This window comes from Glutamicibacter sp. BSL13 (assembly GCF_052928425.1).
The window spans coordinates 1-12,461 of record NZ_JAVGCZ010000083.1; the positions used below are offsets into that span (position 1 = coordinate 1).

The window sequence follows — 12,461 nt, forward strand, 5'->3', positions numbered from 1 at the left end:
GGGTTGGCCAGCTCCACGCGGCGCAGCCGCTGCCCGCGCAGGTTGGCCAGGTACACCCACCCGTCGGCGATCGCGATCCCGCTGGGGCTGGCCTGCCCGGTGGGCCACTGCGCGATCGGGTCGGTGAACCGCCGGTCGCGCCGTTCGGCCTGGCCCTCCACCTGCGGCCAGCCGTAGTTGCCCCCGGCACGGATCTCGTTCAGCTCATCGAAGGTGTTCTGCCCGAACTCGCTGGCGTACATCCGGCCCCGCCCGTCCCAGGCCAGGCCCTGCACGTTGCGGTGGCCCAGGCTGTAGACGGCCGAACCGGGGAACGGGTTGTCCGCCGGGATGCCGCCATCGGGTTCCAGGCGCAGGATCTTGCCGCCCAGGCTCTGGGGGTCCTGGGCGGTGTCCGGCTGCGCGGCGTCCCCGACCCCGGCGTAGAGCTTGCCATCCGGGCCGAAGGCGATCCGCCCGCCATTGTGGATCCCGGCGGCGGGCAGCTCATCGATGACCGTCCGCTGCTGCCCCAGGCGCAGCGAGCCGGGCTGCCCGTGCAGCGTAAAACGCTGGATCCGGTTGCCGGTGGCCCCGGTCGAATAGGCGTAGAGCTGGTCCGGTTCGGCGAACGCGAGCCCCAGCAGCCCGCCCTCACCACCCAAGCGCACCCCCGGCACGGTGCCCACCGTGCGCTGGCGCCCGGCGGTGTCGACCTCCAGGATCCGGGCGGTGTCCCGTTCACTGACCAGCGTCGTGTCCATGGCCCGGCAGATCGACCACGGGGCCTGCAGGTTCCGGGTGACGACCGTGACCTCCGCGCGCTGCGTGGAGGAGGGCCCGGTGGGCCCGCTGGCGGTGGGGCTGGCGCCGCTCTGCGGGGCGGCCGGCGGGATTGGCGCCGGGCCGCTGCAGGCGACCAGCAGCAGGCAAAGGGCGGCCAGCGGGTACCAGCAGTGTCGGCCTCGCATGCTGCCCTCCTCAACCCCGGGGAGCAACAGCGTAGCAAGCCCAGCGCCGGCATGTCAGCCCACCGCGCGCCGGGTTTATCGCGTGGCGGCCGCGGAGGGCAGCGGCAGGGTGCGCAGCACGTTCTTTTGCACCTTGCCCGTGGAGGTGCGCGGCAAATCCTGCGGGAAAACGATGGTGCGCGGCACCTTGAACCCGGCCAGCTGTTCGCGGGCGTGGGCGATCAGGGCCGCCTCATCCACCTGTGAGCCGCTGGCCCGGATGACGTAGGCGATGGGGCGTTCGCCCCACTTCTCATCCGCGATGCCCACCACCGCCACATCCAGCACCTGCGGGTGGCTGGCCAGCACCTGCTCGACCTCCACGGTGGAAATGTTCTCCCCGCCGGAGATGATGATGTCCTTGGCCCGGTCGCGCAGCTGGATGTAGCCGTCCGGGTGCATCACGCCCAGGTCCCCGGTGTGGAACCAGCCCCCGGCGAAGGCCTGTTCGGTGGCCGGCTCGTCCTTGTAGTAGCCGATCATCACGTTGTTGCCGCGCAGCACGATTTCGCCCATGCTCTGTCCGTCGGCCGGCACGTCGTTCATGTCCAGGTCCACTACGCGGGCGGACTCCGCGGTCACCATGCCCACCCCCTGCCGGGAGAGCTTGGCGGCCCGCTGCTCGGCGTTCAGCTCATCCCAGTGCTGCTGGTACTCGCAGATCGTGTACGGGCCGTAGACCTCGGTCAACCCGTAGACGTGCACCACCTCGATGCCCAGCCGGTGCAGCTTGCCAATGATGGCCGGTGACGGGGGAGCGCCGGCGGTGGTGATGCGCAGCGGCTGGCCCACACGGTGGGCCCGGGGCGCGTCGGCGATGATCGAGCACACGGTTGGTGCCCCGCACAGGTGGGTGGTGCCCAGCTGGTCGATGGCATCCCAGACGGCGTCCTCGCGCACCGCCCGCAGGCACAGATGGGTGCCGCCGGCGGCGGTTATCGCCCAGGGCGTGCACCAGCCGTTGCAGTGGAACATCGGCAGCGTCCACAGGTAGCGGGTGTGCGCGTCCATTTGCTGGTGGAACGCCTCACCCAGCGCGTTCAGGTAGGTGCCGCGGTGTGAGTAGAGCACCCCCTTGGGCTTGCCGGTGGTCCCGGAGGTGTAGTTCAGGCAGATCGGGGCCCGCTCGTCGCCCACCGTATAGGGCAGGCGGCCGGCGGGGGCGTGGCGCAGCAGGTCCTCCAGCACCGCGTCGACCGGCACCTGGGGGCGCGGGCCGGTGTACTGGTCGTCGGTGACCTCGATCAGCGCCTCCAGGCTCGCCACCTCCTGGCGCAGCCGTGCGGTGTTGCCCAGCAGCTCGGTGTCCGCCAACAGCAGCCGGGCCTCGGCGTGCGACAAGATGTACTGCAGCTCGTGGGCGGCCAGGCGGGTGTTCAGGGCAACGAGGATGCCGCCGGCCAGCGGGACCGCGTAGTGGGCGGCCAGCATTTCCGGGGTGTTCGGGGCCAGCACCGCGACCCGGTCGCCCGGGGAAATGCGTTGGGCCAGCACCTGGGCCAGCCGCTGGACGCGCTCCTCGAACTGGGCCCAGGTGTAGCTGCGCGAACCGTGAATCACCGCGGTTTTCTCCGGGTAGACCTCCACGGAGCGTTCCAGGAAGCGCAGGGGAGTCAATTCTGAGTGGTTGGCCAGCAACGATGCCATGGGGGCTCCTCGGGGTCGGTAACTATCCGGCCCCGCGCTGTGACGCAGGGCACCTCGCAAGACATCGTGGCATGAAACTGAACCCCAGACAAAGAAACTGCGTGCCATTGCGCCCAACGGCGCCCGCGGGGCGACCAGCGTAGGAGGCGGTGTCCGTTGGTGAGCTGCGTCGGGCGAAATTATCGGCGGCGAGCGTAGCGGAAGGAGGGGGCGGGCGAAACAATATGTCGAAGATTGCGGTATAAGACAGGAAATGTTTGACGTTACGCCGCAGCGGGCCATAGTGTCGTAGACAGAATCAAGAGCGTCAGCTGACAAGCCCTGGCTAGCTGGCCGGCAACCCTCTAAACGGTAGTGGGGTGCTCCAGGTGAGGATTCGGTTCCGCGCGCCACCGCGTGGAACAAGTACCGCACACCGAGGCGTAAAACCTTCGAATCCACAGTGCAGCAGCTTGGCCCTGCGGCGCTATGGGCATTCGACCGTCGCCGACCACGGTGGGCCTGATGCTAAGGATACGAATCATGTCATTGAATCAGGATCTCGACCCGTTGACCCTGCGCAAGGTCTTCGCCCAGCACCCCTCGGGCGTCGCGGCGTTGTGCGCCGAAATCGATGGCGTCAAGACCGGAATTGTTGCCTCCTCGTTTACCGTTGGGGTCTCCCTGGATCCGGCGCTGGTGATGTTCGCCGTGCAGAAGACCTCCAACACCTGGCCGAAGCTGCGGCGGGCACAGCGTATCGGGGTCTCGGTGCTCAGCAGCCGCAACGAGGGGGTCTGCGCCCAGATCGCCTCGAAGAAGGGTGACCGCTTCGCCGGGCTGCACACCCGCATCACCGAGCAGCAGGCGTTGTTCATCGAGGAATCCACCCTCTGGCTCGATACCTCCATCTACAACGAGGTTGAAGCCGGGGACCACTGGGTCGTCCTGCTGCAGGTGCACGGCCACCAGGCCTCGGCACACACCCCGTCGATCTTCCATGATTCCGCCTTCCACACCCTCAAGGTGCCGGCCCTGGTCTAAGGGCAGGGCGGCATCGATGAATCCCACTGCGTCGTACGCCGCGGTGGGATTCATTGCGTTAACCGCTTCAAACCGGGTTGCGTGTCAGGCGCAGTGCACAGTCCCGAGATGAGGCAATCCGGGGATCTGTGGACGAAGCCCCGCATCCGAGGGACCGTGATGGGTGGTCCTGCGATGAGTAGCGGGTTTTTAGATCTGAAGTAATCCACAAAGCTTTCCACAGTGTTGTGGATTTCGGGTGGATAACCGTGGTTGACGCCTCCACGCCCCCGAATTGTGGGCTTTCCGGCTGTGGAAAAGATCCAAAACCCACAATGCCGCGGAGGAAAACTTAATTTTTATCCACACGTGTGAAAACCTGAAACACCAAGTCAATCAGGTATTAGTTGCGGTTAAGTGGGGAAATCCACAGCGTTCTCCCCAGTTCCTGCACAACCCCTTCCACAGATAGCTGCCGCTTGTCCACAGATCCTGTGGATAAGCGAGTTTACGCCCTTACATAAGAGGCCTACTGTTGGCTCTGGAACTGAAATATCCACAAGTTTCCCCAGCGCCCCCAAACTGTCGGGGCCCGATGGAACGATACGAGGTGGACGGTGAACCGGTCGCCGAGTTCCCGGTGGGTAGAAGGGGATTTGAATGTCTATTGCCAGCGCTGAGCAGGCCTACGAGAACCGCGACTCCGAGGCGGGGCGTACGCCACCGCAGGACATCGCCGCGGAAATGTCGGTTCTGGGCGGCATGATGCTCTCCAAGGACGCGATCGCCGATGTCATTGAGGTGGTCCGCGGCAACGACTTCTACCGTCCGGCCCATGAATCGATCTATGAGGCCATCATTGATCTCTACGGACGGGGCGAACCGGCTGACGCCGTCACCGTTTCGGACCTGCTGACCAAGCGGGGCGAAATCGTCCGGGTGGGCGGTGCCGCATACCTGCACAACCTCATCCAGTCCGTGCCCACCGCCGCGAACGCCGGTTACTACGCCGAGATCGTGCGCGAACGCGCCGTGCTGCGCCGCCTGGTCGACGCCGGGACCCGGATCGTGCAGATGGGCTACTCCCCGGACGGGGACGTGGACGCCATCGTCAACGAGGCGCAGGCCGAGGTCTACAAGGTTGCGGAGAATCGCTCGAGCGAAGACTATGTCCGGCTCAGCGAGATCATCGAGGGCACCGTCGATGAGATCGAAAATGCGGCCAACGCCGGTGACGGCATCACCGGTGTCCCCACCGGCTTTTACGAGTTTGATGAGTTGACCCAGGGCCTGCAGGGCGGGCAGATGATCATCATCGCCGCGCGCCCGGCCGTGGGCAAGTCGACCTTCGCCCTGGACTTCGCGCGTTCGGCGGCAATCAAGAACAACATGGCCACCGTGTTCTTCTCCCTGGAAATGGGGCGCAATGAAATCGCGATGCGTCTGCTCTCCGCGGAGGCCTCGATCCAGTTGCAGGACCTGCGCAAGGGGTCGGTGGAGGATGCCCAGTGGACCAAGATCGCCACCACCATGGGACGGTTGAATGAGGCTCCGCTGTTCATTGACGACTCCCCGAACATGTCGATGATGGAGATCCGCGCCAAGTGCCGCCGCCTGAAGCAGCGCAACGAGCTGAAGATGATCGTGCTGGACTACCTGCAGCTGATGAGCTCGGGCAAGCGCGTTGAATCACGCCAGCAGGAAGTCTCGGAGTTCTCCCGTAACCTGAAGCTGCTGGCCAAGGAGCTCGATGTCCCGCTCATCGCGCTCTCGCAGCTGAACCGTGGTTCGGAACAGCGTACGGACAAGAAGCCGATGGTCTCGGACCTGCGTGAATCCGGCTCGATTGAGCAGGATGCGGACATGGTGATCCTGCTGCACCGCGAGGACGTGTACGACAAGGAAAATCGTCCCGGAGAGGCCGACGTGATTGTGGCCAAGCACCGCAACGGTCCCACCAAAACCATTACCGTCGCCTTCCAGGGCCACTACTCCCGGTTCAGCAACATGCAAAGCGAAGGGTAGGGGCAACCCCTGGCTCGATGACCCGAGCCACGGCAGGACAAATCCCGAAGGCGCATCCGACTCCAGCCAAAGGGTCGGCAGCCCACCGCTATAGTGGGTGCCATGATCCAGAGCCTTCAAGCCCTGCTGTGGGGCACCGTGGCCGGTTCGGCCCTGCTGTTGGGGGCCGGGGCGGCCTGGTGGCTGCGCATTCCGCGGATCTGGGTTTGCGCGATCATGGCCTTCGGCTCAGGGGTGCTGATCAGTGCGCTGAGCTTCGAGCTGGTGCTGGAGGCCTACCAGCAGGGCGGCCTGGCGGCCAGCGTCGCCGGGGTGCTCGCCGGCGCGGGGCTCTACTTCGGCGCCAATCGGCTGCTGGCCTGGCTGACGGCGCGACGCCACGCCAGCACCCCGCGCACCCAGGACTCTTCCGGCACCGCAATCGCCGTCGGGGCGCTGATTGACGGGATTCCCGAATCGGTGGCCCTGGGCCTGGGAGTCGTGGCCGGAGCGGGAATCAACCCCACCATGCTCGCGGCCATCTTCATCTCCAACATCCCCGAGGGACTGGCCAGCACCGCGGACATGAAGCAGGCCCGCCGCCCGGGCCGCGCCGTGCTGGCGCTGTGGGGCGGAATCGCGGTGGCCAGCGGACTGGCCGCCTTCATCGGGGCCATCGCGCTGGCGCAGATGCCCGCCGAGGTGCTGGCGTTCGCCACCGCGGTCGCGGCCGGCGGCATCCTGACCATGATCGCGGACACTATGATCCCCGAGGCGTACGCGGTGGACCACGACTACACCGGGCTGCTGGTGACCCTCGGGTTCCTCAGCGCCTTCACGCTGCACGCGGTCGGCGGGTAGGCTCCGCCGTCCCGGTTAGGCCTTGGGCAGGATCTGCAGGTGGTGCGGGCGCGGCGGGACCACATCCGGCTCGAACTCCTGGTGCTTGCCCACATACTTCTTGATGTACGGGCAGACCGGGACGATCTTCATCCCGGCCGAGACCGTGTCATCCAGGGCGAAGGCCGCCAGCTTCGAGGCCAGGCCCTGGCCGCTGTACTCTTCATCGACCACGGTGTGGAAGAAGATCCGCTCCACCCCGTTCTCACCCTGGTAGTCGCGGTAGTGGGCGGCGCCGATGTGCTTGCCCGCATCGTCAAGGACGTAGCGGTCGCGTTCGGGCAGTGCCTGCGGGACGATCTGGCTCATGGTGCTCCTTGTGTCGCTGGGTTGTCGGATAACGGAAAATCGGTTGTCCGGTGGCGCTACACCGGCGGGTTTTCGCGCGGACGCAGCCGCACGGTGGGCAGGGTGGGGGCCGGCAGCGCGGCCGGAGTGTCCTTGGGGAAGGGACCGAAGCGGTCCTCGGAGGCATCCCCGGGCTCGGCGCCGATCTCCGCCTGGTACTGCTGACGGAAGGCGACCACCTCCTCATGGGTGCGGCCCACGAAGTTCCACCACATCAGGATCTGCTCGTTCAGCGGCTCCCCGCCGATGATGATGACCCGCACCGGGTCCTGCCCGGCCTGGATGCGCAGTTCGCCGGTGCCCCGGCCCAGATAGCCCAGGTCGCGGTGGCCCAGCTCCTGGCCGTTCACGGTGGGGGCGCCGGTGTCCACCATGACCCCGTGCTCGTGCCCCTCGGGCACCTCAATGCACAGTGACGCCCCCGCCTGAAGGGTCAGCTCCGCGCCGGTCAGCGGCGTGTACACGCTCACCGGGGAGGTGGATTCCTGCCCCTCGGCGCGCAGCGTGCCCAGGAACACCGACAGGCTCCAGCCCGGGCCGGTCAGCGGTTCAGGGCGGTAGCTTTCGAAGGTCGGCTCCATGTTGCGGGCATGCTCCGGCAACGCCACCCACAGCTGGGCGCCATGCAGGACGGTGGTGTCCTTTGTGGAGAATTCCGAATGGGTGATCCCATACCCGGCAGTCATCAGGTTCAGCTCCCCGGGACGCACCGTGGCCTTGAAACCGGCCGAGTCCATGTGGTCGATCGCACCGGTGAACAGCCAGGACACCGTTTGCAGGCCGGTATGCGGGTGACGCGGAACGGCCATCCCCAGGCTCTTGGAGACATCGTCCGGACCGTAGTGGTCCAGGAAGCACCAGGCCCCAATCAGGCTGCGCTGCTTCTGCGGCAGTGTGCGGTATACCGTCATGGCGCGCGGCCCGCCCAGCGGCACCGGGCGCGGTTCCAGGATCTGGACCTGTTCGGTCGGCTCGGCATTCGTGCAGCCGATCTCCGCCGGGGCCTGCTCAAGGTTGCTCATGCACCCAGCTTAGGATCTCCGGGCCAGCATGCCTAGCCATAACGCGGTGGTGCCCACCCAGGCGGCCACCGCCACCCAGATGAACCCCTGGCCAAAGTGCTGCAGCGCCGGGAAATCGGTTTCGCGTCCCAGGAACTGGCAGCAGCTGGCCAGCATGCCCAGCGGGAAGACGATCGCCCACAGGCTGGTCTCATAGCGCAGCGGGTGGCGGCGCACCACGTGGCGCCAGTATCCGAAGAGCACCAGCAGTGGGATGAACCAGACCCCCACCGAGAGCAGCGCAAAGCAGGTGAACGCGATCATCGGGTGCAGCCACGGCTCCAGCACCCCCGCATTGGCCAGGGACAGCAGCTGGGAGCCGGTCATCACCGTGATCGCGGTGGCGCCCATGAAGATCCAGTAGGTGGGGGAGAGCGTCTCGGGATGGTTGGGGTAGCGCAGCATCCGGATGGTCACCAGGGTGGCGATCATCAGGTACAGCATGCAACCCAGCAGCCAGATCGCCAGCGCCGCAATATTGCCCAGCCGGAAGATGTAGGGGTGGAAGGCGAAGGTGCCGGCCACCGCCTGGGTGGCCACCACCCACAGGAACCAGGAGCCGTTGGCGTGCGCGATGCCCGGTTCGGGACGCTCAATGAGCACCAGCAGTGCAGGGATCACATAGCACAGCCCCACCCACAGGATCCCGCCGGCGGTGGCGATCCCCAGCGAGATGCGGGTCAGGCCCAGGGCGCCAAGGTCCAGGGAGACCACGGTGCAGGCGGCCACGATGGTGAAGAACCCGAACGCGGCCGAGGGGTTGAGCAGATCCGCGAGCATCGCCCGCCCGTGGGTGATCAGCCGCACCACCAGGGCGGCCAGCAGGATCAGCAGCAGGCCCACCGCGGTCCAGGAGAACAGCTGGCCCACGGTGCGGTGCCCGGCCAAACCCAGCCCGTAGCCAATGATCCCGGTGGCCATCACCGAGGAGAAGGTGGCCGGGGACTGGTGGGCGATCCAGTGAGTGACGGCGCCGGGGATGGTGCTGGGCGTGACGTTCACGGATCTCCTTGAGGTGAAGTGGCGGGGCGGCCCGCGGGCGAGTGGTGCATCTTCCAAGTTACTGCACCCACACAACCGCGCGGTGAGCCTACACTGGATATAGGGCCGCCCCGGCCCGCACAGGACCCTGGATGGCCCCACATGGATGACAGACCTCTGCCGATTGTCCACGACACCACCGGGCTGAGCCTGGGATACCGGCTCAGGTGGTGGATGCGCTACTGCGCACTGTACGTGTTCGGCCCGGCCGAGCGTTCGGTCGGATCCAGTCCCCGCGAGCGGATGAAATGGGAACGGGCCCGCAAGGTGCGTGATGCGCACTATGCCCGGGGCACGCTGCCCGATGGGGAAACCATTGAAACGGTGGCGCGGCTCGAGCAATAGCCCCGGTGCCGGGTTCGGCACGCGGCATCATCAAAAAGGAAGTAGGCCCGAACGTGGGACAGACGGAGTTGAACCAGGACGATCTGCTGAAGCTGGAGCACCAGGTGTGTTTCGCGGTGGCAGTGGCCTCCCGATCGGTCATCTCCTCCTACCGTCCGGTGCTGGAGCCCCTGGGGCTCACCCATCCGCAATACCTGGTGATGCTGGCCCTGTGGGAACAGGGCCCGATCGGGGCGCGGGAGCTGAGCGCCCAGCTGCATCTGGACCCCGGGACCCTCAGCCCGCTGATCAAGCGCATGGAGGCCCACGGGCTGGTCACCCGGCGGCGCAATCCGGAGGACGAGCGGGCCATCCTGATCGAGGTGACCGAAAAGGGGGCGCAGCTGGGTGAACAGGCCCTGCAGGTTCCGGTGCAGATGATGCGCCGGCTGCAGATGGATGAGCAGGATGTGCATGACATCCACCGGCTGATGACCCGGCTGATCAGCGCGGCACAAAGTGCTGATGATAACGCCGACTAATTAGTTGGTGCCCCAATTATTTGCATACAATAGATGTAAGGCCCGCATCGGGCGCAGAGCTAAAGGGGAAATCATGGACGAGTCATCACTGCCCGTCATCACCGATACCACCGGACTAAGCCTGGGATACCGCTTCCTGTGGCGCCTGAAGTACGCTGGCCTGACGATTTTCGGCCCCGCGGAACGCTCGGTGCACTCCAGTCCGCGGGAACGGGTGAAATGGGAGCGTGCGGTCAAGGTGCTGCGGGCCCACGAAGCACGCGGAACCCAGGCGGATGCGCAGACGGTGCAGACCGCGGCGCGCATGCAGCCGCGCTAAGTCCCCGGGTCCTTCCGGACGCTGAGGCCAACGGCACACCGGATACCTCGCTGTGGCGGTGAAGTACGCGGTAATCTTCAAGGCATGGATGAGATGACCGAACTGGTACTGACCCGCCATTTTGCCGCGCCGCGCACCGCCGTGTGGGCCGCGTTCTGCGAACCGGAAATTATCGCCCAATGGTGGGGTCCGGCCGGATGGGGGATCAAGGAATCCTCCGTGGTCCTGGAACCCAAGGTCGGCGGACGCCACGAACTGGTCATGTACCAGCACCAGGACCCCACCCAGGAAGTGCCGTTGAAGGCCACGATCACCGAATTCGATGAGTACACCTGCCTGGTCAGCGCCGACGGACCGCATGAAATGACGCTGGATCTGGTAATTCACACCCGGATCGACTTGAAAGAATTCGCCGGGCAAACCATCGTTACCCTCACCCAGGGCCCGCTGCCCCGTGAGGTGCTGGCCAGCAGTACCGCCGCCTGGGAATCGGCGTTCGACAAGCTGACCGGCCTGCTGGGCCAGTTCTTCTAAGCCAAGGGTCCCTCCGGCAGCTGCCGGCCTAGATGGGCCGGGAGACCAGGTAGCTGCGCACCTGTGCGATCTTTGCCGTTTTCGCGGTGCTGGTGAAACGGATCATGTAGCAAAAGGCGACGGAAATGTTCTGTACATTGGTCACCCGCCCGTCCACGCTCCCCTCCCGGCCATGGGTAAGGATGCTGTTGATCCGCAGCTGCGTGTTGTCCCGGGCGTTGGTCACCCACTTGAGCACCTCGGTCAAACCGGACAGGCGCTGGAAGCCCACAATTTCCCACTGCACGTCATCGGCCAGCCACTGCGCCAGGTGTTCGGCATCCTTGCTTTGCACGGCGACCACCAGGTCGCGAATGACCTGGGCGCGCGGGGCATTGCCGCAGTTCTCCGGTTCAATGATTTCCAGGGGCGTGGCAGCCGCGTTGTCGGACGTCAAAAAAGTGCTCCTTGCCGTGCTGTGCGTCAGTGCTTCTGGCCGCAGCCAGGTTCCCACTCTACGCCCGCTCCCCGCCCGCCCGGCAGTGGCCTGTGACGGGTGTGCTTAACCCCGCCCGATGTAGGGCATTCCCGCTGCGGTAATGGTCAGCTGGTTAACGGCCGCGCTCGCCGGCGCATTGGCGATAAATGCGACGGCGCGGGCCGCTTCCTCCAGCGCGAAGGTGGGCTCAACCTTGCGCGTGCCGTCCGCCTGCAGGGCGCCGGTGGAGGTGCCCAGCTGATCCATGATCTCGCTGGCCGCGTTGCCGATGTCGATCTGTGAGGCCGTGATGCCCCAGGGGCGCCCATCCAATTCCATGGACCGCGTCAACCCCGTGATTGCGTGCTTGGTGACCGCGTAGGCCACCGACTGGGGGCGGGGAACCTGGGCGGCGATGGACCCGTTGTTGATGATGCGTCCGCCACCGTGGTCCTTCATGTGGTTAAAGGCCTGCCGGGCGCAGTTGATGGCACCGGTCAGGTTGACCGCGCAGACTTCGTCCCAGTCCTCTTCGCTCAAATCCCCGACGTGGACGGCGGGCCCGAAGGTCCCGGCATTGTTGAACAGGGCGTGGATGCGGCCAAAGCGTGCACTGGCCTTCTCGAAAAGTTCTGCGACGTCCGCGCTCTGGGCAACATCGGCGGCCACGGCGAGGGTGCGGGGATTTCCGTCGGCCGCCTGGCGCAGCTTTTCCTCGGTGCGTCCGGCCAGCACCACGTTCCACCCCTGGCTCAACAGCACGCGGGCGCTGGCCCGGCCGATGCCGGAGCCCGCTCCGGTGATGATGATGGTGCGGCGGGATTCTTCCGAAACGGATACCGGATTCGTTGTCACCTGTGGCTCCCTGGGGTGTTGGCAATACGTGTGTTGGCTTCGGCTTTAACCGTAGGCCCCGGCGGAATGAATGACGCATGTTTCATCCCAAGACTTGTGAGGGCTCTCACTTAATCTTAGTATGCGATAGAGAGTTTCCATAAAGCGGAAGTTTAAGCGTGTTGTTTTACCCTAAGCCACCACGCTTCGACCCATGAAGGACTGTATCCATGACCATCATTGAAGACGCGCCGACCACGGGTGCAAACCGCCACTCCGGCACTCCGGCTGCCGCCGAGGGCGCCCGGGCCACGGACGAGCAGATCACCGGTATCCGTAGTGGTCTGACGTATCAGTTATCCGACCGGGATCCGGAAGAGACCCAGGAATGGTTGGATTCCTTTGACCAGCTGGTCGAGTCGCAGGGCACCGAGCGGGCCCAGTTCATTATCCGGTCGT

General features: G+C 65.7%; 15 protein-coding genes and 1 riboswitch. Of the genes, 8 read left to right on the forward strand and 7 right to left on the reverse strand.

Features of this window, described 5'->3' with window-relative positions; all coding sequences use genetic code 11:
- Both RCJ92_RS12385 and RCJ92_RS12390 read right to left on the reverse strand, forming a co-directional pair.
- Positions 1 to 950: PQQ-dependent sugar dehydrogenase (locus RCJ92_RS12385; protein ID WP_446754717.1), on the reverse strand; the 950-nt coding region annotated here is incomplete at its 3' end.
- 75 nt (positions 951 to 1,025) lie between these two features.
- Positions 1,026 to 2,636 (reverse strand): acyl--CoA ligase family protein, encoded by a 1,611-nt coding sequence (locus RCJ92_RS12390; RefSeq protein WP_446754718.1) that lies wholly within the window; start codon positions 2,634 to 2,636, stop codon positions 1,026 to 1,028.
- Positions 2,637 to 2,932: 296 nt separating this feature from the next.
- A riboswitch (SAM riboswitch) is annotated at positions 2,933 to 3,050 on the forward strand.
- Positions 3,051 to 3,158: 108 nt separating this feature from the next.
- Here RCJ92_RS12390 and RCJ92_RS12395 point away from each other — a divergent pair.
- From RCJ92_RS12395 to RCJ92_RS12405, 3 genes are all read left to right on the forward strand, one after another.
- Positions 3,159 to 3,659 carry a flavin reductase family protein gene (locus RCJ92_RS12395; protein ID WP_446754719.1) on the forward strand — a complete coding sequence of 167 codons (501 nt, stop codon included), beginning with the start codon at positions 3,159 to 3,161 and terminating at the stop codon, positions 3,657 to 3,659.
- Between the two features lie 639 nt (positions 3,660 to 4,298).
- Positions 4,299 to 5,663, forward strand: a complete 1,365-nt coding sequence (gene dnaB, locus RCJ92_RS12400) for a replicative DNA helicase (protein ID WP_054821444.1) — start codon at positions 4,299 to 4,301, stop codon at positions 5,661 to 5,663.
- Between the two features lie 102 nt (positions 5,664 to 5,765).
- On the forward strand, positions 5,766 to 6,503 hold the full coding sequence (locus RCJ92_RS12405; protein WP_446754720.1) for a ZIP family metal transporter: 738 nt from the start codon (positions 5,766 to 5,768) through the stop codon (positions 6,501 to 6,503).
- 15 nt (positions 6,504 to 6,518) lie between these two features.
- On the opposite strand, the gene RCJ92_RS12410 is transcribed toward RCJ92_RS12405, so the two are convergent.
- The 3 genes from RCJ92_RS12410 to RCJ92_RS12420 are packed head-to-tail and all read right to left on the reverse strand — an operon-like array spanning position 6,519 to position 8,953.
- Entirely contained in the window at positions 6,519 to 6,851 is a 333-nt protein-coding gene (locus tag RCJ92_RS12410; protein WP_054821244.1) for a GNAT family N-acetyltransferase, read from the reverse strand.
- A 56-nt stretch (positions 6,852 to 6,907) separates the two neighbouring features.
- A complete protein-coding gene (locus tag RCJ92_RS12415) occupies positions 6,908 to 7,912 on the reverse strand; it encodes a pirin family protein (protein WP_138176510.1) in 1,005 nt (334 codons plus the stop codon).
- A 9-nt stretch (positions 7,913 to 7,921) separates the two neighbouring features.
- Positions 7,922 to 8,953, reverse strand: coding sequence for a tellurite resistance/C4-dicarboxylate transporter family protein (locus tag RCJ92_RS12420; RefSeq protein ID WP_138176512.1), 1,032 nt, complete (start codon positions 8,951 to 8,953; stop codon positions 7,922 to 7,924).
- A 141-nt stretch (positions 8,954 to 9,094) separates the two neighbouring features.
- Between RCJ92_RS12420 and RCJ92_RS12425 the strand changes: the two genes are divergently transcribed.
- The 4 genes from RCJ92_RS12425 (at position 9,095) to RCJ92_RS12440 (ending at position 10,711) form a co-directional block, all read left to right on the forward strand.
- Positions 9,095 to 9,337 carry a hypothetical protein gene (locus RCJ92_RS12425; RefSeq protein ID WP_446754721.1) on the forward strand — a complete coding sequence of 81 codons (243 nt, stop codon included), beginning with the start codon at positions 9,095 to 9,097 and terminating at the stop codon, positions 9,335 to 9,337.
- A 53-nt stretch (positions 9,338 to 9,390) separates the two neighbouring features.
- Entirely contained in the window at positions 9,391 to 9,858 is a 468-nt protein-coding gene (locus RCJ92_RS12430; protein ID WP_446754722.1) for a MarR family winged helix-turn-helix transcriptional regulator, read from the forward strand.
- Positions 9,859 to 9,931: 73 nt separating this feature from the next.
- Positions 9,932 to 10,177 (forward strand): hypothetical protein, encoded by a 246-nt coding sequence (locus RCJ92_RS12435; protein ID WP_054821247.1) that lies wholly within the window; start codon positions 9,932 to 9,934, stop codon positions 10,175 to 10,177.
- An 84-nt stretch (positions 10,178 to 10,261) separates the two neighbouring features.
- Positions 10,262 to 10,711 (forward strand): SRPBCC family protein, encoded by a 450-nt coding sequence (locus RCJ92_RS12440; RefSeq protein WP_138176516.1) that lies wholly within the window; start codon positions 10,262 to 10,264, stop codon positions 10,709 to 10,711.
- A 28-nt stretch (positions 10,712 to 10,739) separates the two neighbouring features.
- Here RCJ92_RS12440 and RCJ92_RS12445 read toward each other — a convergent pair whose 3' ends face one another.
- Complete coding sequence (locus RCJ92_RS12445; RefSeq protein WP_171021204.1) at positions 10,740 to 11,147, reverse strand: nuclear transport factor 2 family protein; 408 nt, start codon at positions 11,145 to 11,147, stop codon at positions 10,740 to 10,742.
- Positions 11,148 to 11,252: 105 nt separating this feature from the next.
- The gene (locus RCJ92_RS12450; protein ID WP_446754723.1) at positions 11,253 to 12,023 is read right to left on the reverse strand and encodes an SDR family oxidoreductase; all 771 of its coding nucleotides are present in this window, start codon (positions 12,021 to 12,023) and stop codon (positions 11,253 to 11,255) included.
- Between the two features lie 209 nt (positions 12,024 to 12,232).
- On the opposite strand from RCJ92_RS12450, the gene RCJ92_RS12455 reads away from it, so the two are divergent.
- Positions 12,233 to 12,461: hypothetical protein (locus RCJ92_RS12455; RefSeq protein ID WP_446754724.1), on the forward strand; the 229-nt coding region annotated here is incomplete at its 3' end.

Excerpts from the sequence above, each read along its gene's own strand:
- RCJ92_RS12390 (WP_446754718.1), bottom strand. The coding sequence starts at position 2,636 with ATGGCATCGTTGCTGGCCAACCACTCAGAATTGACTCCCCTGCGCTTC.
- RCJ92_RS12395 (WP_446754719.1), top strand. The coding sequence starts at position 3,159 with ATGTCATTGAATCAGGATCTCGACCCGTTGACCCTGCGCAAGGTCTTC.
- dnaB (WP_054821444.1), top strand. The coding sequence starts at position 4,299 with ATGTCTATTGCCAGCGCTGAGCAGGCCTACGAGAACCGCGACTCCGAG.
- RCJ92_RS12405 (WP_446754720.1), top strand. The coding sequence starts at position 5,766 with ATGATCCAGAGCCTTCAAGCCCTGCTGTGGGGCACCGTGGCCGGTTCG.
- RCJ92_RS12410 (WP_054821244.1), bottom strand. The coding sequence starts at position 6,851 with ATGAGCCAGATCGTCCCGCAGGCACTGCCCGAACGCGACCGCTACGTC.
- RCJ92_RS12415 (WP_138176510.1), bottom strand. The coding sequence starts at position 7,912 with ATGAGCAACCTTGAGCAGGCCCCGGCGGAGATCGGCTGCACGAATGCC.
- RCJ92_RS12425 (WP_446754721.1), top strand. The coding sequence starts at position 9,095 with ATGGATGACAGACCTCTGCCGATTGTCCACGACACCACCGGGCTGAGC.
- RCJ92_RS12435 (WP_054821247.1), top strand. The coding sequence starts at position 9,932 with ATGGACGAGTCATCACTGCCCGTCATCACCGATACCACCGGACTAAGC.
- RCJ92_RS12440 (WP_138176516.1), top strand. The coding sequence starts at position 10,262 with ATGGATGAGATGACCGAACTGGTACTGACCCGCCATTTTGCCGCGCCG.